This is a genomic window from Thalassotalea eurytherma (assembly GCF_030161415.1).
GTDB classification, from domain to species: domain Bacteria; phylum Pseudomonadota; class Gammaproteobacteria; order Enterobacterales; family Alteromonadaceae; genus Thalassotalea_G; species Thalassotalea_G eurytherma.
On the sequence record NZ_BSSU01000002.1, the window covers coordinates 108,024 to 130,101 of the forward strand.

A 22,078-nucleotide genomic window follows, 5' to 3' on the forward strand; every position below is an offset into this window, starting at 1 on the left:
ATAAAATAAGCCGACAACTACTCTCTACCTGGAAGTTTTTTCCACGAAACCGTATCGCGTACATAAACAGGTTGAGCATGTTCGGCGGATACTGACTTGCCGTCGTTAAATGCCTGCTCGCCAATTTTTAACATATACTTGGCATGAGGAAATAAAACATCAGGTTGTCCGGCATTTTGCTGCATCGGTGCAAGTGCTTCTTGATAAGCTTGCCATGCTGTTCCTACACAATATAAAGGCTGACTCACCGCTAAATGCTCTTGGGCAAGTGCCGGCTTAATTACAATTTCATCTTTTATACTTTGCATTAGGCCAGCGTCATCTGCGTTAAAGTGCGCTAAATAGATTTCCGACATGCGTGCGTCAATGCCTGACAAAACATCTGACTTGCCATGCTCTTCAAATGCTTGTTGTGCCATGGCTTGCAAGGTTGACACACCGTATACCGGTAAATCTGAAGAAAAAGCTAAACCTTGTGCTACGCCAATACCAATACGAACACCCGTAAAACTGCCAGGGCCACGTCCAAACACTAAACCATCGAGTTGTGCTAATGTCACATTAGCCTGTTTAAGCACTTCATCGATCATCGGTAGTAACAACAACGAATGCGATTGTGGGCACAAGTCAAACTGCGTGAATTGTTTACCTTCAAAATTTAAGGCGACGGAACATGCTTCTGTTGAAGCATCAATGGCTAGTAAATTCATTTATTACTCTGTTGTTCATTAATAGTAGAGAGAAACGCAATTGCACTATTTAAATCTCGAGTGCGTCTCATATTTGGCAAGGATTTTACAAAAACTTCGCCGTAAGGTCGATTAACAATTCTATCATCGCAAATAACCAATACACCTTTATCATGTACATCACGAATCAAACGCCCTACCCCTTGCTTCAATGCTATAACAGCTTGTGGCATTTGAATTTGAGCAAACGGGTCGCCTTGTTGGCGCTTAACGTCTTCACTTCTTGCTTGTAGCAAAGGATCGTCTGGCGAGGCAAATGGCAACTTATCAATGATGACACAAGTTAGCTTATCGCCTCTAACATCAACACCTTCCCAAAAACTTGCCGTTGCTAAAAGCACAGCGTCTTTAGAGGAAATAAATTGTTCGAGTATTTTACGTTTACTCATTTGCCCCTGTACTAACAACTCATTACTGATTTGCTCTTCAAGAAGCTCTGCGACCATATTCATCATGCGATAACTGGTAAAAAGTATAAAACAGGCCCCGCCGCTAGCTGCAATTAATTGCGTCGCTAGGTCTGCCAGCTTTTTTGCTCGATTCGGGTGGTTAGCACTTGGTAAGTATCGTGGAACTAATAATTGTGACTGTGCTAAATAGTCAAACGGGCTATCTAAAAACAATGCTTTAGCGGTTAAACCAAGTTGTTTTTTAAAATGATCAAAATGGCCGTCGACGGCAAGCGTTGCTGAGGTAAAAACCCAACCTGCGTTAGACTCGTTTACGTAAGCACTAAATTTATCAGCGACCGATAAAGGCGTTTGATGAAGCACAACATGTCGCCTTGTTGTTTCGTACCAAAAACTAATGCCAAAACTGTCAGTATTTGCCATCAAATCGTGCTTTTGCAAAAGCGATACCGCACGTTCAAAACAATGATCGATCTCTTGTGTTCGGCCTACGCATAACTTTAATACTTGATAAAGAAAATCAAGATCATCTTTTAACGCCTGATATTGTGTTTCAAACTGGCTTATGTTTATTTTCTCTCGCCAGTTACCTCGTTCACCGTCGTAAGGAAAAAGCAGCCTAAATTCCTGCGCTGTTTTATCGAGTTTTTCTGCCGCTTTACCAAGCTGTTTAACATCAGTCAGCGCCGTTTTATATTGCGCAATAACATCACTAGCCAATTCATGAATTTGTCGCGTAGAAAACGCATCGCCAAAGTACTCACTCGCAATATCTGGAATTTGATGTGCTTCATCAAAAACGACCACTTCAGCTTTAGGAATTAGCTCACCAAAACCGGTATCTTTTAACGCCATATCAGCAAAAAACAAATGGTGATTAACCACAATAACGTCTGCATCGATAGCTTTTTGCCTTGCATTAACCAGGTGACACTCTTCAATAAACGGGCAATCTTTTGCTAAGCAATTATCAACAGTAGACGTAACTAATGGAAAAATTTGCGAATCTTCAGCAACATCTACTAATTCTCCAATATCACCGGATTTAGTTGACGTTGACCACGTTTTAACTTTAACCAAGTCTTGTAAACCTTGAGCATCGAGTTGACCTCGACTACGAGAGAATTGATCTAAGCGCTCTAAACACAAGTAATTGGCACGACCTTTTAATAAGGCAACCTGACCATGGTACTTAAGGGCTTTTTTGATAAGGGGTAAATCTTTATGAAACAATTGTTCCTGCAGGTTTTTTGTTCCTGTGGAAACGATCACTTTCTTATCACTGAGTAACGCAGGTATGAGGTACGCGAAGGTTTTACCGGTACCGGTGCCAGCCTCAACCACCAAGGATGATTGCTGAGCGATTGCTTGCTCAACTTCAAGCGCCATATCAATTTGTGCTTGTCGCGGATTATAACCATCAATAATTTGCGCTAACGCGCCTGATGCCGAAAAAGCTTGTTCGACTTGAGCCATGGATTTAAGTGAAAAGTGATTTTAGGCAATTATAAGCGTAAAGCTCGACAACAAGATAGCCTAAACAAAAATATCTAAGCGATTTCCTTTAGATTTTTCGTTGTCTTTCGACGTGCTTTTATCTGCATCTTCTTGCGAGACATCACTCGCGTGATGCATTTCGCTATCAGAGCTATGCTCATCTTGTTGGTTATGATTGTAAACATCAACTTCATCATTTAAGCTATGGTCTTGCTCTTCGTCTAATTTACCCACACGATCATCTTTAGCTAAAGCCTTCACTTTAAGCTTTTCTGGTTTGATCCTAACAGGCACAACGCGCCTTAATTGTGTAGTAAAAATATCCATAACCATTGCTTACTTCATTCAACCTAACTTTGTATCGGCTATTATTTGAACAACTTAAATCTATTTCTAACATAACATATAGAAATTTTTCATAAAACAATCACAAAAGACACTTGCACAATCTTTTTTTTCCCTTTAGTGTAATTAGCAAGTGGCGAATGTGTCGTCAGCAAAAAATATTATAGTGTATACAAGCACATTACTAACAAGTACCAGTAAAGAGATTCAAGCAATATGTTAAACCTTAGCAACTTACATCATCATCACCATATTATCGGTTAGCTGCTCAGGTTTAATCGCTGAGGGGCTATGGACCTTTCAGCGGGAAAAATATTACGTAACCCCCGAAAGAGTCCTTCTCCTTCGGGGGTTTTTAGTTTTTAGGATTTAATTTTTTAGAAGTTCGAGTGATAATTTAAGGAAATATCATGACAAGTACAAAACGTTTAACAATCGCCATGCAAAAGTCAGGTCGTCTTAGCGACGATACTCAAAACCTACTTAAACGCTGTGGCTTAAAACTAAACCTCACTGACAGGCGTTTACTTGCTCATGTATCAAACATGCCAATTGACATTATGCGTGTGCGCTCTAGTGATATTCCTGGCTTAGTTATGGATGGCGTTTGTGATATAGGTATCGTTGGCGACAACACGTTAGAAGAAGCTGCATTAGAGCGCAAACTATTAGGTAACAACAGCGAATATATTAGAACCAAGGGACTAAACTTTGGTGGCTGTCGTTTATCATTGGCCATGCCTGAAGAATTTGAATACACCGGCATTGAATCACTTAACGGACTGCGTTTTGCGACGACTTACCCACAATTATTAAAACGCTATGCAAGTGAAAACAATATCGATGTTGATTTTTGCTTACTTAAAGGTTCAGTAGAGGTAGCCCCTCGTGTGGGTTTAGCCGATGGTATTTGTGACCTTGTGTCGACAGGTGCAACGCTTGAAGCCAACGGATTAAAAGAAGTGGAAGTCATCTATCGCTCTACAGCAGCATTAATTCAAAACCCAAATCCACTAAGCCAAGATAAACAAGCGATATTTGACACCTTATTGCAACGTATGCAAGGTGTCATGAAAGCGAAAGAAAGCAAATACATTATGCTTCACGCACCGATTGAAAAAATTGAACAAGTTAGCGAACTAATGCCTGGTAAAGAAACACCAACGGTATTACCACTTGCTGGCCGTGATGATTTAGTTGCCGTACACGTAGTGGCAACAGAAACCTTTTTCTGGGAAACCATGGAAGCGCTTAAAGCGTTAGGTTGTAACTCCATCCTTGTGATGCCAATTGAAAAAATGATGGAGTAGAAAATGTTTACCACTACCCAATGGTCAACATTATCTGCGCAAGCACAAGCTGCATTATTAATGCGCCCAGCAATCGCAGATAACGAGACGCTTAGCGAACAAGTCTGCGATATCATTAGTCAAGTGCGTGACAAAGGTGATGAAACCTTACTGGCCTTAACGAAAAAATTTGATGGTATTGCGTTGAGCGAACTAACCGTTAGCCAGCAGCAAGTTAAACAAGCTGTTGCGTCATTGAGTGAAAGTCGTTTAGCAGCACTAGAAAAAGCGTATAGCCAAATTAAAAGCTTTCACCAAGCACAAACGCTTCAAGAAATCAGTGTTGAAACATCGCCCGGTGTTGTTTGTCAGTTAAAGTCAGAAGCTATCGATAGTGTCGGCTTATATATTCCTGCTGGCACAGCGCCATTACCTTCAACGGTATTAATGCTTGGTGTGCCAGCTCAAATTGCTAACTGTCGTCGCAGAGTGTTAGTTTCACCACCAGATAGTGCGGGTAATATTGCGCCAGAAGTACTCGCTGCGGCCAAATTATGTGGTATTGAAGAAATTTATGCTGTTGGTGGCGCACAAGCTATTGCCGCGTTAGCGCTTGGCACAGACAGTATTGCGCCAGTTAATAAAGTTTTTGGCCCTGGCAACAGCTATGTGACAGAAGCTAAAAAGCAACTATCTCAACAAGTACCAGGTTTTGCTATCGATATGCCCGCGGGGCCGTCTGAGGTGCTTGTACTTGCAGATGAAACGGCCAATGCACAGTTTGTCGCTGCAGATCTATTATCTCAAGCAGAGCACGGTAGTGACTCACAAGTTGTCTTAGTTGCGACAAATAACCAAATAATTGAGCAAGTTCAAGCTGCAACGTTAGCACAGTTATCACAACTTTCGAGAAAAGAAATAGCAAAGGCATCGTTAACACACGCTCGATTCATTTTAGTCGACAGTATTGAAGAAGCGGTTGAAGTCTCAAATCAATACGCACCTGAGCATTTAATTGTACAAACACAATCGCCACGCGATTTAGTGGGCAAATTACGTAACGCAGGCTCTATTTTTCTTGGCAAATACACGCCTGAATCAGCTGGGGATTACGCGAGTGGCACCAATCACGTTTTGCCTACTTATGGCTATTCTAAAGTGGTAAGTAGCCTGTCATTGGCTGATTTTTCTCGTCGTTATACCGTTCAAGAGATTAGCCAGCAAGGGCTAGCAGCGCTTGCTCCATGTTTAATTGAGTTAACTGATGCAGAAGGTTTAGACGCGCACCAACGCGCCGTCACTATTCGACTTGATGGTCAAGAGGATTAAGACGTGACAATGAATACTAAAACACTTATTGATAACCTCGCTCGTGCAGAGCTCGTTGATATGGTGCCTTATCAATCTGCCCGTCGACTATTTTCTTCAGCAGATAGTGATACCGATGCTAAGGTTTGGTTAAATGCCAATGAAGCTCCAGGTTCAGGCGAGTATCAAATTAAAAGTAGCAATATAAACCGTTACCCAGACTTTCAACCTGACAACTTGCTCACAGGTTATAGCAATTATAGCGGTCTAGATAAAACACAGTTATTGGCAACTAGAGGCGCCGATGAGGGTATTGAGCTCGTCATTAAAACCTTTTGTAAAGCATACCAAGACAGCATTCTAATCTGTTCACCTACTTACGGTATGTATAGCATTAGTGCTCAAGCACAAGGGGTAAATGTCATCGACGTCCCGATGATAAGCAATACGTTAGATATCGATGGTATCAAAGCAGTTGCAGAACAAGTGAAAGTCGTTTTCCTATGTTCTCCTGGTAACCCAACAGGTAACCTATTGCCAGAGTCACAAATTTTAGACACGTTAGCTATTTTTCAAGAAAAAGCGATCGTAGTAGTAGACGAAGCATATATTGAGTTTAGCCCGCAAAACAGCATGCAAAAATTATTAAACCAATACGATAATTTAGTTGTGCTACGTACCTTATCTAAAGCGTTCGGTTTAGCTGGCTTACGTTGTGGTTTCACCTTGTCTAACCCTGCCATTATTACCATGATGTCAAAGGTCATCGCTCCATATCCAATTGCAGCGCCAGTTGCTGACATAGCGAGCCAATCACTTAGTGCAAGCGGTATTAAAGCTATGCAACAAGATGTCACTACGTTAAATCAGCTAAAGCAAGACTTTAGCCAATGGCTAAGTGAGCAGCAATGGTGTAAACGTGTTTTCCCAAGCGATGCCAATTTTGTTTTATTTGAATGCGATGATAAAGATGGCCTCTTCGACTTATTAAAAGCACAAAACATTTTAATTCGAGATCAATCCAAACAAGTACAATTACGCAATTGTTTACGTATAAGCATTGGTAACGAATACGAATTATCTTTAGTAAAAAATACAATAACACAAGCCTTAGCAAACACTTCGGCAAAGACGTTAAAGGTTTAGGAAACACCATGTCTCAACAAAACATTTTATTTATTGATCGCGATGGCACGTTAATAGAAGAGCCAATCACCGACAAACAGGTCGATTCGTTAGAAAAGCTCGTCTTTGAGCCAATGGTGATCCCTACACTTTTAAAATTGCAGGCCAAGGGTTACAGGCTTGTCATGGTGTCTAATCAAGACGGTTTAGGAACCAACAGCTACCCACAATCAGATTTTGATCTTCCTCACGATAAGATGATGGACCTATTTGCTACTCAAGGTGTGGTGTTTGATGATGTCTTGTTATGTCCCCACTTTGAAGAAGATAACTGCAATTGCCGGAAGCCAAAACTCGGTTTAGTTTCCGACTACCTGCAACAAGGCAAAGTTAACTTCCAAGACTCATACGTGATTGGTGATCGCCAAACAGATATCGAATTAGCCAAAAACATGGGTATTGTTGGCATTCAATACAATCGCGATACCTTAAATTGGTTGGCAATTGCCGATCAGCTGTTATCTAATAACCGCCAAAGTAGCGTGACACGCACCACTAAAGAAACAGATATCACTATTGACGTAGATCTTGATAAAAAATCACCGATTGCCATTAACACAGGGCTTGGCTTTTTTGACCATATGTTAGAGCAAATTGCGACCCACGGCGGTTTCTCAATGCAAGTATCCGTTAATGGTGACTACCACATTGATGAACACCACAGTGTTGAAGATACAGCTTTAGCGTTAGGTCAAGCCTTGAAGCTAGCGCTGGGTGATAAACGTGGTATAGGTCGATTTGGTTTCGTATTGCCTATGGATGAGTGTTTAGCGCAAGCAGCACTAGACTTATCAGGTCGACCATGGCTTGAGTTTGACGCAAAATTCACGGCGGATAATGTTGGTACCATGTCTACACAAATGGTTTCTCACTTTTTTAGGTCGTTAGCAGATTCAATGGCAGCAACCATTCACCTATCAACGACTGCAGGTAATTGCCATCACCAAGTAGAAAGCCTTTTTAAAGTCTTTGGTCGTGCATTAGGTCAAGCAATTTTAGTTAACGGAAACGAACTACCAAGTTCAAAAGGAAGCCTTTAATGACACAGCAAAACATTGTCATTGTTGATACTGGCTGCGCTAATATCTCATCAGTGTTGTACGCTGTTGAACGTCTTGGCGACCAAGTCACAGTGAGTGATTCACCCCAAGTAATTTCACAAGCCGATAAAGTGATTTTACCTGGCGTAGGTAGTGCTAAACATGCAATGAAGAACATAGAAGATAAGGGTTTAGTTGAGACCATCCAATCGTTAACGCAACCTGTATTAGGTTTTTGTTTAGGAATGCAATTGATGTGCGCTGAGTCAGCAGAGTCAGGCTTCAATAATGAAAACGAACAAGTAGCATGTTTGGGCCTAGTACCGACCACGATAAACGTCATGAAAGCAGATGGCCTTAGGCTCCCTCACATGGGCTGGAATACCTTAACCTTTGAAGGTAATCACCCTATTTTTAAAGGTATTGAGTCAGGTGCTTATGTTTATTTCGTTCATAGTTACTGCGCGCCTATTAGCCAATACACAATTGCCAGCTGCACATATGGGCAACCATTTAGCGCAGCAATTGCCAAAGATAACTTTATAGGGTGTCAATTTCACCCTGAACGTTCCAGTGACATTGGCAGTTTAATAATTAAGAACTTCTTGGAAATGTAAGACATGATGATTCCAGCAATTGACCTAATAGATGGTCAGGTTGTTCGCCTATTTCAAGGTGACTACCAACAAAAAACGCAATATCAATATACACCTGAAGAACGTCAACAAGCTTATTTTAATGCTGGCGCTAAGGTCATGCACTTTGTCGATTTGGACGGCGCAAAAGATAGTGCTAAACGTCAATTAGCCACGTTAAAGTCGCTGGTTAATTTCGAGGGCATGGTTATTCAAGTAGGTGGTGGCGTGCGTTGTGAAGATGATGTTGAGCAGCTACTCGCACTTGGCGCAGATCGCGTTGTGATCGGCTCTTTAGCTATTAAAGAACCTGAATTGGTTAGCCAATGGTTAGCTAAATTTGGTAGCGATAAAATTGTTCTAGCGCTAGATCTTAAAATAGACGCACAAGGCAATAAAACACTGCCAACCCATGGTTGGATTGAAGATTCAGGCGTTGTCCTAGAGTCTTTATTAGCACAATATCAAAACGCGGGTATTAAGCACGTATTGTGTACTGACATTTCTAAAGACGGTACGTTATCGGGCAGCAATGTTCAGCTATATTCTGAACTGTGTGAAAGTTACCCTGATATTGAATGGCAAGCTTCAGGCGGCATCGGTTCAATTGATGACATCAAGGCACTTATTCCTACGGGTGTCAGTGGCGTAATTCTGGGTAAGTCGTTACTTGAAGGTAAGTTTACCCTAAAGGAGGCTATTTCATGCTGGCCAAACGCATAATACCTTGTTTAGACGTTCAAAATGGTAAAGTAGTAAAAGGCGTCAAGTTTCGCAATCACGAAATCATCGGAGATATTGTGCCCCTTGCTCAACGATACGCCGAAGAAGGTGCTGATGAATTAGTGTTTTATGATATTACCGCGAGCAGTGATCAGCGTGTTGTTGACAAAAGTTGGGTAAGTAAAATCGCACAAGTTATTGATATACCTTTTTGCGTAGCCGGTGGAATAAAAACAGCACAAGATGCTCAGCAAATTCTCAACATGGGCGCTGATAAAATCAGCATCAACTCCCCTGCTTTACTCGATCCAGACCTTATTTCACGCCTTGCCGATCAATTTGGTCAGCAATGTATCGTTGTTGGTATTGATAGCTACTTCGATAAAGATACAGATCAATATCAGGTCTATCAATTTACCGGTGATGAAAAGCGTACACAAAAGACTCAGTGGCAAACCTTTGACTGGATTCAAGAAGTACAAAAACGCGGTGCTGGTGAAATTGTTTTAAATTGCATGAACCAAGATGGTGTTAGGCAAGGTTATGACTTAGAGCAACTCACACAAGCTAGAGCGATTACTTCGGTACCTCTCATTGCCTCTGGTGGCGCAGGAACTATTGAGCACTTTACCCAAGTATTTAAACAATCAGATGTTGATGGCGCATTAGCCGCTAGCGTTTTCCATAAAAAAGTAATAGAAATAAATACGCTTAAATCAACACTCATCAAACAGGGCGTGGCAATACGACCGCAAGGAATACTATGTTAGTAACATTAGAAAATATCGATAAATTGGCATGGGAAAAAATGGACAATTTATTGCCTGCTATCATACAAGATGGCGCTACAGGTAGCGTGTTAATGCAAGGTTTTATGAATAAAGAAGCGCTTAGAGCCACCTTAACAAATAAAAAAGCAACCTTCTTTAGTCGCTCTAAACAACGTTTATGGGTAAAAGGTGAAACATCTGATAACTTCTTAATGGTCAATCAAGTGCTCACCGACTGTGACTACGATAGCCTGTTAATCAATGCAACACCCAAAGGACCTACTTGCCATTTAGGTTTTAGATCTTGCTTTCCAGAAGAGTCGCTTACTCAACAAAACTTTCTGTCTCAATTGGAACAAGTGATTGCATCACGTAAAACGTCTTCTGCTGAAGAAAGTTATACCGCAGCTTTGATGGCTAAAGGGCTTAATAAAGTCGCTCAAAAAGTTGGTGAAGAAGGTGTTGAAGTTGCACTAGCTGCCGTTAGTGAAACAAAAGAAGACTTACTGGGTGAATGTGCGGATTTATTTTTCCACACCCTAGTATTATTGCAGCATAAAGACATTGCATTAAATGAGGTTATGGCTGTTTTACAAGAAAGACATAATAAACAGTAGGTTGTATGCAGTCAAAGTTGCTCTAGAAAAACGGGCGTATTAACAATCGTTTTCTTAGAGCAAATTTTTCTGACTATTAACGTTATTTTCATTGCTCATTATCATAATACCCGTAAAATACAACGCTCCAAAACACGCATATATTGATAACTAGCTAAGGAAAGGCAATGTTTAAATATTGGCATATCAAAAAGTATGGCGACAATCTCGCAAATAAATTAACTAAGCGCTATAGCGAAAAGCCGTTTTATTCGGCTTCAGAAATTAGAGCAACAGTTTACCAATGCAATTTTAAGCCAAACTATTTACCGTTAGCATACTTGTTATATCTTGAAAAATCGGCACTTGAAGCAACCCTTACCAAAGAGTTTCCTGAGCTTGATTTACCGAGCTATAAGAAGGAGATGCTAGATTACCTAGGTAAAAAGCAGTATTCAGGTAAGCTTTACCAACTAAAACAGAGTTAAGCTCCAATTAAATAGTCGTTAAGTAATAATTTACGTTGCGAGGCTCGTGATTTTAATAAAAAATACCTTTATCTTACTAGAGGTATTTTTTTATGTCTGAAACTTGGCAAGTAAAAACTTTTGAGCAACTTTCTTTAAATGAACTTTATGACTGTCTAAAACTTCGCATTGACGTATTTGTTGTTGAGCAAACCTGTTACTACCCTGATCTTGACGATTTAGATCGTCATCCATTAACTTTGCACGTGTTTAAATATATCGATGGAAAGCTTTCTGCTTATCTACGTATACTGCCAAAAGGCACAACATACGACGACTACGTAAGTATCGGCAGAGTGATTATCGCGCCAGCATTTCGTGGCCAAGCCCTTGGTCATGAAATCATTAAGCTAGCACTTGAAGAAACCAAAAATAAATTTACTCACCAACCGATAAAGATTTCAGCTCAACAGCATTTAGAAAACTTTTACCAACAACATGGGTTTATAACGTGTACAGAAATGTATTTAGAAGACGGTATAGAACATATCGGTATGAAGCTCACCTAAGGTGAGCTTCAATTAATAAGAGTTTCAACAAATCTTTATTGAATCAATAATAAAACGCTTAGCGTAATCAATACACCAAACAGCAATAAGGTACCAATAGCTCGTGGTAACGATGTTTTATGCGATTTAGATAAGCCAAATGCATGAGCAAGGCGGCTTAATATAAGTGCAATGCCAAAGCCCATTAGGTATTGTTCACTGCCACCATTAATTTCATAAAAGGCCATTAAAATAAGTGCTAGTGGAATATATTCACCGAAGTTTCCGTGAACACGAATCGCTTTTAAAACCTCAATCTTACCTAGGTCCCCTAACCCGACTTGATGCTTAAAGCGCATACGTATAACGTTAATAGAAAGCGCGATATATAACAGAGTTAAAATTGCGGCAAAGATAGATGTTGTATCAAGAGAAATCATTGTTATTTTTATTCATTTAAAGATATGGAATATTTAGATTAACAAATAACCGGTAAAAAAAAAGCCCGCTAAGCGGGCTTTTCTTCAATAATACGTTTTATGCTAGTTTCTCAGCGAGTAATGAACTTACTGCTTCAACTGCTTGAGTACCTTCAACCGTAAGGTATTGACAGTTGCCCGAATTAGCTTCGCTTTGGTAGTACTCTACTAATGGCTTAGTTTGCTCATGGTAAATACCTAAACGCTTACGAACTGTAGCTTCTTCATCATCTGGGCGAATGGTTAAAGGCTCGCCAGTTTCATCATCAACACCTTCAGCTTTAGGTGGATTATATACTACATGGTAAACACGACCAGAACCTGCGTGCACTCGACGACCGCCCATACGTTCAACGATAACCTCATCCGGCACATCAAACTCAATCACGTGATCAACAGCAATGCCATTAGACTTCATCGCGTCAGCTTGCGGAATTGTACGAGGGAAACCATCAAGTAAAAACCCATCTTTACAATCTTCTTGGGCAATACGCTCTTTTACTAAACCAATAATCAGTTCATCTGATACAAGTTGACCTGCATCCATAACTTCTTTAGCTTTTTTGCCTAGTTCAGTACCTGCTTTGATAGCAGCACGTAGCATATCACCAGTAGAAATTTGTGGAATGCCGAATTTAGCCATTAAGAACTGTGCTTGAGTACCTTTACCAGCACCTGGTGCACCTAATAATATAATGCGCATATCGCTTTGACCCTAAATGTTTTATGACGGTTTCATTAAAAGCCAACACTATACAAGCTCGCCTGAAAGCAAACAAGTCTGATTTCTTGCCCCAGAACAAAAAAAACGACATCTTTCCATTTTTTTTTCAAAACGTTTTAAAAATCGACAACTTAGCCAACCATAAACAGACAAAATATTCTGCATAGATAAGAAAAAAACCGCTAAAGCCGTACATAAAAGCTCTAGCGGTTGAAAAATAAAACACTGAAAACTATGAGTGGATAGACAGTCGCGCGTATTGCTCGTTATAACGTGTTAGTTGTGCAAGGTTTTTATACACTACGCCAACACCTGTTGCAGTTGTCGTCACGGTATAACTTGCGTTGTGAGTAACAATTGAACCAAAGGTCCCTAACTCACTTTGTGTCATTTCAACAGGGTATTGTTGACCATTTTGGTATATAACACCTTGCCATGAAAAGTCACCATTGTTTTTTAGTTGCCTCGCAACAACATCAATTTCTAGATTTGTTCGACATGGCAGAGTGAGCATCACCTTTTCACCGACACCTACATCCAAATACATGGTTTGATTAAACGTCACTGTTTTGTATTGCTCAACAGCAAACCGCTGTACCAAAGCATCGGTTTCAAGTGACTCATCGATGTACCAAGGCACTTGTATTAACTCGCCTTTAGCAACATCGAGTTCTTGATGTAAAGCGAGTAAGTGATCCGCAATAGGCATTTCTTCTTGCAGTGAGGCGTTAACCTGTTTGAGTTTAAGCAGTTTATTTTCAAGATTGAATTGCCCTGCTAAGCTATTTTCTGTTGCTGCGTTGTAAGCCGCACGGGAGTCATTGGTAACACTTAAGGTAAGTAAAACAACGGCCCCAGCTAAACAAACAATAATAAAAATGACTAAATAGTTTTTCATAAACCAGACCTTCTCTTTCATATGCAGTACTAAGCTTCCTTAAAAATCTTAACGATTGCTTTTATAGGAAGAGCAAAATAATTCAGCCCTATTACTTCGCAGGAACAGCAGATCCGGTTTAAAAGACAAGATGGTAAAAGCCCACTAAAATCAAGATGAGTAAACTTTTTTGGTTTGGTATAGATAGATTTAACGTGTACTGAATGTTCAGCACAGAACATGATAGGTAATATAAATTTTGAGTAGCCCATAACGGCGCTCCTAAACTTTACTTAAAACCATTCCGTGGTTCCCAATTGGCGCGCATCCATTAAAGTTAGGTTACTAAGAAACGTCTATTAACGACCTCTTAGTGAAGGCATATTAATCGAGACATAAACAATTTAGCAAGTGTTTTTTATCACTTTCGTAACTGTTGAAAGTTTTGAGCGAAGAATAATGAGGAGATATTTGCAATGCGTTTCAAACTTTTAATTTGATCTTCTCGCCACTGAGCAACCTGACGAGTTGACTCACAACAAATGATACCAACCGGTTCAAAATCGTGGTGAATAATATAATCAAATAATGAAAAAATATCGTTGGGTATGAAGTAGCCTTCATTAAAGCAAGCAGTCGATGGATGCTTTCTCGCATCAGGCGCGTTAACCACTTGATGTTTCAAAATAGCATCAAAGTATTCAGAGAAATCACGCTTTTCCAACACGGTATTACTGGTCGTTTGCCCTGCACTATCTATCATCAAATGACAAACAATATTGTCTTTAGCATCACTTAAGCTCCACAAACTAATACGGTCAGCTTGAGGGATAAGCCTTTGGATACAAAGGCAAATCTCCTGAAGTTTACTGTCAGTTGATTGTCTTGGTTTAGATAATGTCATTGAAAGCTTAGTAACAGCGTCCATTTATCTCTCTTTAGTTAGATTTCACCACACAAATAGCAAAACTCGATTCATGCTTAGATTGACAGGAAAAATAATGAAACTGTCGAAAAGTTTGATCTCTCAACTGTGTATCAACAATGCCAAACCTATCAGTAATCACATCAACAGAATCTAACCATAATAGAGATTCTGGATGTTTCAATAATTTCAGAATAGCCTTCAAATAATCTTTCGGTGACAATGGATTATAATTTTTTCCTTGTTCTTTTAAAGCATCGTAGCCAGTGATCATATGAGGTTCAATTTCTTGTTTGATTTGTCTTAACATTTTTTCTAAAAAAAATTGATGCAACGCCTCTTTCAACTTTTCTGGTGTTCCCGTCGATTGCTCGACATGTTTCTGCTTAAAGTTGAGTACGGTTTTACGTGCATCCTGGATCACAGAATCCCCTTGTACCGCTGGCATAAAAACCTCTTTAAAAACAGGTAACGCCGAAACAATATGAAACGTCCCTTGTTCAGAAAGTGGCATTTTGAATACCGAAAAAAAATTATGACAAAGCTTTTCTTCAAAGAACAGCGCCTGTAAAAACGGTTCTGTGTCGTATTGAGCAACATTGGCGGTCATGTTTTTGATAACTTGGTTGGTTATATCTTCAAGGTAAACTTCAATACATGCTACTGACTTTCTCAGCTTTTTCTTGTAGTTATCAACGATTTTTATCCGCTTATTCGTTGAGTTAACTAAATGTTCTAAAGAGAGGTCAATTTGCTCTTTTTGACGTCGATGTGCTTTTCTTCGCTGCCACCAGGTTTGCTTAAAATCAAGGAAACGGATCTGCTCTTCAAAAAAACCACGAAAAGAGCGCTTCGATCGGGTTCTGGAATCTTTCATGTTGGATTCTTAGGTAGACAATTCATCTTTAACGGTTCGAATAACTCGTCTATCAATAGCAATAACATCATCATTTCTTTCGGTGTAGTCAAATTGATTTAATAAGTATTTAATAGCATTTATTCGAGCACTTTTTTTATCATTAGACTTAACAACAACCCAAGGTGAATCAGGCACCGAAGTATAATAAAACATATCTTCTTTTGCTTTGGTGTAGTCGTCCCATTTTTCTTGGCAGACTCTATCTATTGGACTCAATTTCCATTGTTTTAGTAGGTCTGTTTCCCTACTTTCAAAACGCTTTGCTTGTTCGTCTTTCGTCACAGAAAACCAAAATTTAATTAAATGTATGCGCGAGCGCTGAATCATATTTTCAACGGTAGAAACAGTACGTAGAAACTCTATGACTTCATCCTTTGAACAAAAGCCCATAACACGTTCAACACCAGCACGGTTATACCAACTGCGATCAAACAATGCGATTTCCCCAGCACCAGGCAGGTGCTTTATATAGCGTTGAAAATACCATTGAGAACATTCTTTTTCTGATGGCTTTTCAAGAGCAATAACGTTACAGCCCCTCGGGTTTAAGTGCTCAATTATGCGCTTGATGGTACCACCTTTACCGGCGGCATCTCGCCCTTCAAACAGTGCAACGACTTTAATTCCATTTTTTTTGACCCAGCTTTGCCACTTCACAAGCTCGACATTAAGTAGCGCAAGTTCGGTTGCATAGTCAGATTTAGACATTTTAACGGGAACAACACGTTGCTCGTGTTCAAGTTGTTGTTCACCGCATTCTTCTAATGCAGATTGTTCTTCAATTGAAATGGGTTTACCGACCGCTGCCATTGCATCACTCTATAAAAAAGAAGTCTTTTATAAAGTTAAAAGACTTCCCATAAAAAGCAAGGTAAAAATCAACTAAATAATTGATTGTTAAGTTATATCAAGATTTTTGGAATGGATAAACGCTACCAATATTTAAAATTTGAGTTAGCTCATCAAGTGCCGTTCTCGACTCAATTAATAATTGCGGATCGGCTAAACATTGATTGGTAATTCGGTCACGGTAATGCTTTTCAACCCATGACGTTAATTGACCATATAGTGCATCGTTCATGATACATTGAGGGTTAACAGCATTTAACTCTGCCTGAGTAAGCGCGACACGCAAACGCAAACAAGCTGGGCCACCGCCATTTTTCATGCTTTCATTAACATCGAAGAATTTCACCGACTTAATAGGCGTATTTTGTGTAACTAGCTCATCTAAATAGGCTTTAACATTGCTATTATTAGCACAATGCATAGGCGCTATGATCGACATTTCACCATTTGGCATCGTGACGATTTGTGTATTAAATAAATAAGTTTGCACTGCATCTTGGACACTTACCTGCTCATTGTTGACACGAACAAAATGAACATCAAAATCTGCTTTTTGCTGTACTTCATTGATAAACGCTTGTTCATTTAAAAACGCTTGTTCGTGGTAAAATAAGACATTTTGATTGCCAACGGCAATCACATCATTATGAAATACCCCTTGATCAATCACGTCAGGGTTTTGCTGAACAAACACAGCATTTTGACTATCTAGCTGGTGCATTCGAGCAACAGCTTGTGATGCTTCAAAGGTTTGCCTTGCGGGAAATTTCTTTGGCTCCGGCATACCTTTTTTGAAGGCATATCGACCGAAAGTAAAGACTTCAATGCCGTTGTCTCCATGTGCGCCACACAATCGCGTATGATTAGCCGCACCTTCATCGCCAAAATGTTCATTTTCTGGTAAATGCAGATGATGGCTGAAGTGTTGTTCGTCATTGAAAACAGCGCGTAGTACATTGCCGGTTACTTGTGGCTCAATTGAGCGGTGAAATTTATTGGTTAAATTTGCCGGCGTGAAGTGTAACTTGTTGTCTAAGCTATCTGCTGATGGCGTTACTGTTGCAGCATTGGCTGTCCACATACTTGAGGCTGAGTAACAACTAGCCAAAATGGAAGGCGCTTGTTGATAGGCTTGTTCAATGACTTGACTGTCACTTCCTGTGAACCCGATACGCTTTAATGTTTCAATATCAGGTCGTTCTTGAGGCGCTAAAACGCCTTGGACAAGCCCTAAATCATGTAAGGCTTTCATTTTAGCTAAGCCTTGTAAGGCAGCTTGCTTAGGGTTAGAAATATCTTTCGCGTTATTTAAAGAAGCGACATTTCCTTCAGAGAGACCAGCGTAGTTATGAGTAGGCCCCACTAAACCGTCAAAGTTTGCTTCGATTGTCGACATGCGTTGTGAACTTATGAAAATAATAGAGTATCCACACTATATCGAGTTAGCAGATAAAAACAATTTGTTTTAAAGAAAAACCACCTGTAAAGGTGGTTTTAAGCGAACATTACATTGAACGTTTACACCTGTGTTTGATACAAGGAATTGACTTTCGGTTGGTTGTTTTCATAAGCGCTAATTGGATTAGAACGAACCGGTTGAATAGTCATGTAGCCATCTGACTTTGGTAACTGTTCGTCATCCACATCAACGGGAAAATCGCCATGTTCAAGAACATAGGCACGCTTATAAAGGTCAGTTAACGATAAATCAGAAATAAGCTCACTTGATTCCTCATTACTGTCTTGTGTATATGCATCAATCATATTTTGGGTATGCTGAGCTTGGTTCTTAGCTAAACCATATTGTAATGCTGTATTAGCAGTAGCATACGTTTCTGGCTGCTGAGCAACCGTTGCGAGGCCATTTTCTGGTAGGTTTTTATCCGCTGAACTACTCGTTACCTGTTGGCTAACAAAAGCTTTTTGTGTACTAACACTTGTCGATGATGAAACGGTATTAACCATTAAACGCCCTCCTAACATATTGCTAATATTTTAGAGTAATTCTCTTAATGAATTGGCAGTCGATTGTTAACTATTGGGATCAATTTGTAACCACAAAAAAAGCAGCCGAAGCTGCTTTTTGTTTTCAAGTTTATTCGTTAACTTTCATGTGTTGTAAATTCTTCATCGGCGAATTTATCAACCCAAAGAGCAATCGCACCGTCACCTGTAACATTACAGGCCGTACCAAAGCTATCTTGTGCAAGGTATAACGCTATCATTAATGCTAACGCGGCATCAGTAAAGCCTAACATACTTGCAAGTAAACCCAATGCGGCCATCACTGCACCACCCGGAGCGCCTGGCGCAGCAATCATGGTAACACCTAACATTAAGATAAAGCCTATCATTGTACCAATCGACGGTAACGATAGTTCAGGTGTTAACAACATCACAGCTGTTGCACAGGTAACAATCGTAATTGTTGAACCACTTAAATGAATTGACGCGCACAGCGGAACGGTGAAATTCGCCACGCCATCTCGCACATCGTTGTTCTTCGTTGCTTTTAATGACACAGGAATAGTTGCCGCACTCGACATTGTGCCTAACGCCGTAAAGTATGCCGGTAACATGTTTTTCAATAACCTGATTGGGCTTTTGCCTAACAAAATGCCTGAACCAACATATAGTACAGTGATCCACAACCAGTGCATGACAAGCGCAAGTACAAGCACAACACCAAATGTTTTTAAGGTATCAAACACAGTACCTGCGTAGGTCATTTCTGCAAAAACACCCGCAATGTATATTGGTAATGCGGGGATGATAACCTTAGATAGTAACAACTCAATGACATCACGTGATTCGTTTAAAACCGTGCGCAAATTAGTCGCATTAATTGCACTTATGCCGATACCAAAGATGAAGGCTAATGCTAAGGCAGTCATAACATCAAATAGTGGTGGAATTTGTATTGTTAAATAGCCAGTAAGTGCAACCGTTTCTTCAGCTGCTTGCACCGTATTACCATCAGTAAGATTTGGTAAAACACTACTGGCAACTAAATAAGCCAATGTACCTGCAATAATTGTAGAACCATATGCTAAGCCAACCGTTTTACCAAGCAAAGAGCCAGAGCCTTGTGGTAATGAAGCAATCCCACTAGCGATGTAAAACAAAATAATTAATGGAATAGTAAACTTGATAATTTGGCCAATAATATTTTGAATCGTATAAATAAATTGAATGACGAATTCAGGGGCAAACTGGCCGATTAAGATACCGCCGACAATACCAGCGATGAGCTTAACGATGAGGTTCATGGAATCTCCTAGAGTTGAGTTATTGTTATTATTCTTCAGATTCTAACGTGAATCTTGAGAAAAAGAATAGTTAATGGTTAATTTAGTTGAATTTTCATCTGGCTTAAACTCTTTACAGACAAAGTGACCTAATACCGCGACTAAGGCCTCATCGTAATAAACAAAAGGGACCCTTTTTCGTTGCCATGGCGCTATATTGAGCTCTTTTAGCACCTTTTTTAATGACGTCCTATGTGCTCGATTTTCAGGATGACATTTAGGGTTGTTGTGACTAAAGCGAATACTAACTTGTTGATTACTGTTTGGTGGACGCACTTGATGAAGTGCTGCGTTGTTTTGTGGCGTCACCGACAAACCGATACCAACTTCACCAAGATTGTCGGGTAGCGTAATCAAATGAGTATCAGCAAAAGCGTCATCTCGATGTGACGACCATCGCCAGTCACTGATATCTTGAAAGTGCTTGGTAAAATATAGCGTTTGTTTGAAGCGGCGCACCACGACATCACCGAGCACAATTTCAGGCATTCTATCTAAAGGTGATAACATCTGCTGTTTAATTTGTTCTAGTTGAGAACTTGACGGCGTCGTCCCAAAACGGCGTTTTAAAAAGTAAATAACAAGATTGTTAAAACGTTCTTTTGACAACGATAACAAGGGTTCTACCGATAAACTCTCATCGGTTGATTCAATAGTCTCAAGATCTTTGCTTGCTAGATCATCCAACAGGATTTGCGTTTGTTGACAGTTATGCGCTGTCCGAGCAACCGTTTTGGTAAAGCTAGGCCAACGCTCAGAAATAACAGGTATAACACTGTGGCGAATAAAATTACGATCAAAATTTTCATCGATATTTGATTCATCATCAATAAATTCAAGCTCATAACTTGATGCGTATAACTCAATTGTTTTACGCGATACATCAAGTAGCGGGCGAACCACCTGTCGTTCAAAGAGCATTGTCGAAGACTTCATCGCCGATAAACCGGCTACTCCTGCCCCGCGCTTTAATGCCAGTAAAAAGGTTTCTGTTTGATCATCTAAATGATGGCCAGTTAAAATAATTGATGATGCAGGTGTTAACGACTGAATAGACTGATAACGAGCTTCTCTTGCTAAAGCTTCCAGACTACTTTTCGATTCAATATCGATATCAACACGCGCTGTAATAAATTCAACACCGAGCTGCACTGCCTGCTGCTGACAAAACTGTTGCCAACTATCGGCATTTTTGCTTAAACCATGATGAATATGACAAGCAATAATTTGATTGGTTATGAGTTGCTGCTGTTTTAATCGAGATAACCCGAAAAGTAATGCTTGCGAATCAACCCCACCGCTATAGGCGACATAAATAGTTTTGTCTGCATAACAATGTAAATTATCTAAAAGGGATTGTTCAATAATGTGCATGAATAATGAAGGTAGCAACGAATATAAAGCGTGCTTTATCTTAAGGGATTTTATATAAAAAAACAGCCAGCAGTTTGCTGGCTGTTTAATTCGTACTGACTAACAGTAACCGTAAGTCATTAAACGCTGATAACGTTGTTCAATCAGCTCTTCTTTTTCTAGGTTACCAATTTCGTTTAGATCTTTTTTAATGGCCTGCTTCAAAATTGCAGCCATTTCATCCGGATCACGATGCGCACCGCCAAGTGGTTCTTCAATAATACTATCAATAAGCTCTAGCTCTTTGATACGTGGCGCGGTTATCCCCATGGCTTCAGCAGCTGTTGATGCTTTCTCTGCAGTTTTCCACAAAATTGATGCACAACCTTCAGGTGAAATTACCGAGTAAGTTGAATAACGCAACATGTTAACGCGATCACCTACACCAATGGCAAGTGCACCACCTGAACCGCCTTCACCGATAACAGTACAAACAATAGGCACGGTTAAACGAGACATGACTTTTAAGTTCATCGCAATCGCTTCACTTTGACCACGCTCTTCTGCGCCTATACCAGGATATGCGCCTGGCGTGTCGATAAATGTAATGATTGGCATGTTAAAGCGTTGCGCCATTTCCATTAAACGTTTGGCTTTACGGTAACCTTCTGGGCGCGGCATACCAAAGTTACGTTTTACTTTTTCTGTTGTAGAGCGACCTTTTTGTTGGCCGATCACCATCACTGGCATACCGTCTAAACGAGCAGTACCGCCAACAATGGCAGCGTCGTCAGCATAGGCGCGATCACCAGCTAACTCGTCAAACTCTGTAAATATACGTGGAATGTAGTCTAACGTGTATGGACGCTGAGGGTGGCGAGCGACACGTGCAGTTTGCCATGGGTCTAAATCAGAAAAGATTTTTTGTGTTTGTTCTTTATTCTTTTCTTTTAACTGGCGAATTTGGTCTTCTAAATCAAGATCAAGATCTTGGCCATTATTAACTAATTGTAGCTCTTCTATTTTTGCTTCTAACTCAGCAATTGGTTGCTCAAAATCTAAAAAGTTTAACGACATATTTG

The 22,078-nt window shown here is 40.0% G+C and carries 24 protein-coding genes; 10 read left to right on the plus strand and 14 right to left on the minus strand.

Annotated elements, in window-relative coordinates:
* Positions 1 to 17: 17 nt before the first annotated feature.
* The 3 genes from tsaB to QQK02_RS01880 are packed head-to-tail and all read right to left on the minus strand — an operon-like array spanning position 18 to position 2,983.
* Entirely contained in the window at positions 18 to 710 is a 693-nt protein-coding gene (gene tsaB, locus QQK02_RS01870; protein ID WP_284206243.1) for a tRNA (adenosine(37)-N6)-threonylcarbamoyltransferase complex dimerization subunit type 1 TsaB, read from the minus strand.
* Positions 707 to 2,635: an ATP-dependent DNA helicase gene (locus QQK02_RS01875; protein ID WP_284206244.1), complete on the minus strand. Its 1,929-nt coding sequence runs from the start codon at positions 2,633 to 2,635 to the stop codon at positions 707 to 709. Before QQK02_RS01875 ends, tsaB begins: the two co-directional genes overlap by 4 nt.
* A gap of 60 nt (positions 2,636 to 2,695) precedes the next feature.
* Complete coding sequence (locus QQK02_RS01880) at positions 2,696 to 2,983, minus strand: hypothetical protein (RefSeq protein ID WP_284206245.1); 288 nt, start codon at positions 2,981 to 2,983, stop codon at positions 2,696 to 2,698.
* A 428-nt stretch (positions 2,984 to 3,411) separates the two neighbouring features.
* Between QQK02_RS01880 and hisG the strand changes: the two genes are divergently transcribed.
* From hisG to QQK02_RS01930, 10 genes are all read left to right on the plus strand, one after another.
* A complete protein-coding gene (gene hisG, locus QQK02_RS01885; protein ID WP_284206246.1) occupies positions 3,412 to 4,311 on the plus strand; it encodes an ATP phosphoribosyltransferase in 900 nt (299 codons plus the stop codon).
* A 3-nt stretch (positions 4,312 to 4,314) separates the two neighbouring features.
* Positions 4,315 to 5,619 carry a histidinol dehydrogenase gene (gene hisD / locus QQK02_RS01890; protein WP_284206247.1) on the plus strand — a complete coding sequence of 435 codons (1,305 nt, stop codon included), beginning with the start codon at positions 4,315 to 4,317 and terminating at the stop codon, positions 5,617 to 5,619.
* Between the two features lie 9 nt (positions 5,620 to 5,628).
* On the plus strand, positions 5,629 to 6,744 hold the full coding sequence (hisC, locus tag QQK02_RS01895) for a histidinol-phosphate transaminase (protein WP_284206248.1): 1,116 nt from the start codon (positions 5,629 to 5,631) through the stop codon (positions 6,742 to 6,744).
* A gap of 8 nt (positions 6,745 to 6,752) precedes the next feature.
* Positions 6,753 to 7,823, plus strand: coding sequence for a bifunctional histidinol-phosphatase/imidazoleglycerol-phosphate dehydratase HisB (gene hisB, locus QQK02_RS01900; protein ID WP_284206250.1), 1,071 nt, complete (start codon positions 6,753 to 6,755; stop codon positions 7,821 to 7,823).
* Positions 7,823 to 8,440, plus strand: a complete 618-nt coding sequence (hisH, locus tag QQK02_RS01905) for an imidazole glycerol phosphate synthase subunit HisH (protein WP_284206251.1) — start codon at positions 7,823 to 7,825, stop codon at positions 8,438 to 8,440. The genes hisB and hisH overlap by 1 nt, the downstream gene beginning before the upstream one ends.
* A 3-nt stretch (positions 8,441 to 8,443) precedes the next feature.
* Positions 8,444 to 9,181, plus strand: a complete 738-nt coding sequence (hisA, locus tag QQK02_RS01910; protein WP_284206252.1) for a 1-(5-phosphoribosyl)-5-[(5-phosphoribosylamino)methylideneamino]imidazole-4-carboxamide isomerase — start codon at positions 8,444 to 8,446, stop codon at positions 9,179 to 9,181.
* The gene (gene hisF, locus QQK02_RS01915) at positions 9,163 to 9,951 is read left to right on the plus strand and encodes an imidazole glycerol phosphate synthase subunit HisF (RefSeq protein ID WP_284206253.1); all 789 of its coding nucleotides are present in this window, start codon (positions 9,163 to 9,165) and stop codon (positions 9,949 to 9,951) included. The genes hisA and hisF overlap by 19 nt, the downstream gene beginning before the upstream one ends.
* Positions 9,945 to 10,568 carry a bifunctional phosphoribosyl-AMP cyclohydrolase/phosphoribosyl-ATP diphosphatase HisIE gene (gene hisIE, locus QQK02_RS01920; protein WP_284206254.1) on the plus strand — a complete coding sequence of 208 codons (624 nt, stop codon included), beginning with the start codon at positions 9,945 to 9,947 and terminating at the stop codon, positions 10,566 to 10,568. The genes hisF and hisIE overlap by 7 nt, the downstream gene beginning before the upstream one ends.
* A gap of 167 nt (positions 10,569 to 10,735) precedes the next feature.
* Positions 10,736 to 11,035, plus strand: coding sequence for a DUF6559 family protein (locus QQK02_RS01925; RefSeq protein ID WP_284206255.1), 300 nt, complete (start codon positions 10,736 to 10,738; stop codon positions 11,033 to 11,035).
* Positions 11,036 to 11,127: 92 nt separating this feature from the next.
* Complete coding sequence (locus QQK02_RS01930) at positions 11,128 to 11,583, plus strand: GNAT family N-acetyltransferase (protein WP_284206256.1); 456 nt, start codon at positions 11,128 to 11,130, stop codon at positions 11,581 to 11,583.
* Between the two features lie 35 nt (positions 11,584 to 11,618).
* Here QQK02_RS01930 and QQK02_RS01935 read toward each other — a convergent pair whose 3' ends face one another.
* The 11 genes from QQK02_RS01935 to accA form a co-directional block, all read right to left on the minus strand.
* The gene (locus QQK02_RS01935) at positions 11,619 to 12,002 is read right to left on the minus strand and encodes an MAPEG family protein (protein WP_284206257.1); all 384 of its coding nucleotides are present in this window, start codon (positions 12,000 to 12,002) and stop codon (positions 11,619 to 11,621) included.
* A 97-nt stretch (positions 12,003 to 12,099) separates the two neighbouring features.
* Positions 12,100 to 12,744, minus strand: a complete 645-nt coding sequence (gene adk / locus QQK02_RS01940; protein WP_284206258.1) for an adenylate kinase — start codon at positions 12,742 to 12,744, stop codon at positions 12,100 to 12,102.
* A 253-nt stretch (positions 12,745 to 12,997) separates the two neighbouring features.
* Positions 12,998 to 13,663 (minus strand): hypothetical protein, encoded by a 666-nt coding sequence (locus QQK02_RS01945; protein WP_284206259.1) that lies wholly within the window; start codon positions 13,661 to 13,663, stop codon positions 12,998 to 13,000.
* Positions 13,664 to 14,063: 400 nt separating this feature from the next.
* A complete protein-coding gene (locus QQK02_RS01950; RefSeq protein ID WP_284206260.1) occupies positions 14,064 to 14,570 on the minus strand; it encodes a GAF domain-containing protein in 507 nt (168 codons plus the stop codon).
* Positions 14,571 to 14,580: 10 nt separating this feature from the next.
* Positions 14,581 to 15,444 carry a hypothetical protein gene (locus tag QQK02_RS01955; protein WP_284206261.1) on the minus strand — a complete coding sequence of 288 codons (864 nt, stop codon included), beginning with the start codon at positions 15,442 to 15,444 and terminating at the stop codon, positions 14,581 to 14,583.
* A gap of 9 nt (positions 15,445 to 15,453) precedes the next feature.
* On the minus strand, positions 15,454 to 16,296 hold the full coding sequence (gene ppk2 / locus QQK02_RS01960) for a polyphosphate kinase 2 (protein WP_284206262.1): 843 nt from the start codon (positions 16,294 to 16,296) through the stop codon (positions 15,454 to 15,456).
* 97 nt (positions 16,297 to 16,393) lie between these two features.
* Positions 16,394 to 17,731 carry an N-succinylarginine dihydrolase gene (astB, locus tag QQK02_RS01965; RefSeq protein ID WP_284206263.1) on the minus strand — a complete coding sequence of 446 codons (1,338 nt, stop codon included), beginning with the start codon at positions 17,729 to 17,731 and terminating at the stop codon, positions 16,394 to 16,396.
* Between the two features lie 122 nt (positions 17,732 to 17,853).
* Positions 17,854 to 18,300 carry a hypothetical protein gene (locus tag QQK02_RS01970; protein WP_284206264.1) on the minus strand — a complete coding sequence of 149 codons (447 nt, stop codon included), beginning with the start codon at positions 18,298 to 18,300 and terminating at the stop codon, positions 17,854 to 17,856.
* A gap of 137 nt (positions 18,301 to 18,437) precedes the next feature.
* Entirely contained in the window at positions 18,438 to 19,604 is a 1,167-nt protein-coding gene (locus tag QQK02_RS01975) for a dicarboxylate/amino acid:cation symporter (RefSeq protein WP_284206265.1), read from the minus strand.
* Positions 19,605 to 19,646: 42 nt separating this feature from the next.
* The gene (tilS, locus tag QQK02_RS01980) at positions 19,647 to 21,017 is read right to left on the minus strand and encodes a tRNA lysidine(34) synthetase TilS (protein WP_284206267.1); all 1,371 of its coding nucleotides are present in this window, start codon (positions 21,015 to 21,017) and stop codon (positions 19,647 to 19,649) included.
* Between the two features lie 99 nt (positions 21,018 to 21,116).
* On the minus strand, positions 21,117 to 22,073 hold the full coding sequence (gene accA, locus QQK02_RS01985) for an acetyl-CoA carboxylase carboxyl transferase subunit alpha (protein WP_284206268.1): 957 nt from the start codon (positions 22,071 to 22,073) through the stop codon (positions 21,117 to 21,119).
* Positions 22,074 to 22,078: the final 5 nt, after the last annotated feature.

What these genes read in the sequence shown, in the direction of transcription:
- QQK02_RS01950 (WP_284206260.1), bottom strand. Translation starts at nt 14,570, where the DNA reads ATGGACGCTGTTACTAAGCTTTCAATGACATTATCTAAACCAAGACAA.
- accA (WP_284206268.1), bottom strand. Translation starts at nt 22,073, where the DNA reads ATGTCGTTAAACTTTTTAGATTTTGAGCAACCAATTGCTGAGTTAGAA.
- QQK02_RS01880 (WP_284206245.1), bottom strand. Translation starts at nt 2,983, where the DNA reads ATGGATATTTTTACTACACAATTAAGGCGCGTTGTGCCTGTTAGGATC.
- tsaB (WP_284206243.1), bottom strand. Translation starts at nt 710, where the DNA reads ATGAATTTACTAGCCATTGATGCTTCAACAGAAGCATGTTCCGTCGCC.
- hisG (WP_284206246.1), top strand. Translation starts at nt 3,412, where the DNA reads ATGACAAGTACAAAACGTTTAACAATCGCCATGCAAAAGTCAGGTCGT.
- QQK02_RS01935 (WP_284206257.1), bottom strand. Translation starts at nt 12,002, where the DNA reads ATGATTTCTCTTGATACAACATCTATCTTTGCCGCAATTTTAACTCTG.
- astB (WP_284206263.1), bottom strand. Translation starts at nt 17,731, where the DNA reads ATGTCGACAATCGAAGCAAACTTTGACGGTTTAGTGGGGCCTACTCAT.
- hisB (WP_284206250.1), top strand. Translation starts at nt 6,753, where the DNA reads ATGTCTCAACAAAACATTTTATTTATTGATCGCGATGGCACGTTAATA.
- hisH (WP_284206251.1), top strand. Translation starts at nt 7,823, where the DNA reads ATGACACAGCAAAACATTGTCATTGTTGATACTGGCTGCGCTAATATC.
- hisIE (WP_284206254.1), top strand. Translation starts at nt 9,945, where the DNA reads ATGTTAGTAACATTAGAAAATATCGATAAATTGGCATGGGAAAAAATG.
- QQK02_RS01975 (WP_284206265.1), bottom strand. Translation starts at nt 19,604, where the DNA reads ATGAACCTCATCGTTAAGCTCATCGCTGGTATTGTCGGCGGTATCTTA.
- tilS (WP_284206267.1), bottom strand. Translation starts at nt 21,017, where the DNA reads ATGCACATTATTGAACAATCCCTTTTAGATAATTTACATTGTTATGCA.
- QQK02_RS01955 (WP_284206261.1), bottom strand. Translation starts at nt 15,444, where the DNA reads ATGAAAGATTCCAGAACCCGATCGAAGCGCTCTTTTCGTGGTTTTTTT.
- QQK02_RS01875 (WP_284206244.1), bottom strand. Translation starts at nt 2,635, where the DNA reads ATGGCTCAAGTCGAACAAGCTTTTTCGGCATCAGGCGCGTTAGCGCAA.
- hisC (WP_284206248.1), top strand. Translation starts at nt 5,629, where the DNA reads ATGAATACTAAAACACTTATTGATAACCTCGCTCGTGCAGAGCTCGTT.
- hisA (WP_284206252.1), top strand. Translation starts at nt 8,444, where the DNA reads ATGATGATTCCAGCAATTGACCTAATAGATGGTCAGGTTGTTCGCCTA.
- hisD (WP_284206247.1), top strand. Translation starts at nt 4,315, where the DNA reads ATGTTTACCACTACCCAATGGTCAACATTATCTGCGCAAGCACAAGCT.
- QQK02_RS01925 (WP_284206255.1), top strand. Translation starts at nt 10,736, where the DNA reads ATGTTTAAATATTGGCATATCAAAAAGTATGGCGACAATCTCGCAAAT.
- QQK02_RS01930 (WP_284206256.1), top strand. Translation starts at nt 11,128, where the DNA reads ATGTCTGAAACTTGGCAAGTAAAAACTTTTGAGCAACTTTCTTTAAAT.
- QQK02_RS01945 (WP_284206259.1), bottom strand. Translation starts at nt 13,663, where the DNA reads ATGAAAAACTATTTAGTCATTTTTATTATTGTTTGTTTAGCTGGGGCC.
- adk (WP_284206258.1), bottom strand. Translation starts at nt 12,744, where the DNA reads ATGCGCATTATATTATTAGGTGCACCAGGTGCTGGTAAAGGTACTCAA.
- QQK02_RS01970 (WP_284206264.1), bottom strand. Translation starts at nt 18,300, where the DNA reads ATGGTTAATACCGTTTCATCATCGACAAGTGTTAGTACACAAAAAGCT.
- ppk2 (WP_284206262.1), bottom strand. Translation starts at nt 16,296, where the DNA reads ATGGCAGCGGTCGGTAAACCCATTTCAATTGAAGAACAATCTGCATTA.
- hisF (WP_284206253.1), top strand. Translation starts at nt 9,163, where the DNA reads ATGCTGGCCAAACGCATAATACCTTGTTTAGACGTTCAAAATGGTAAA.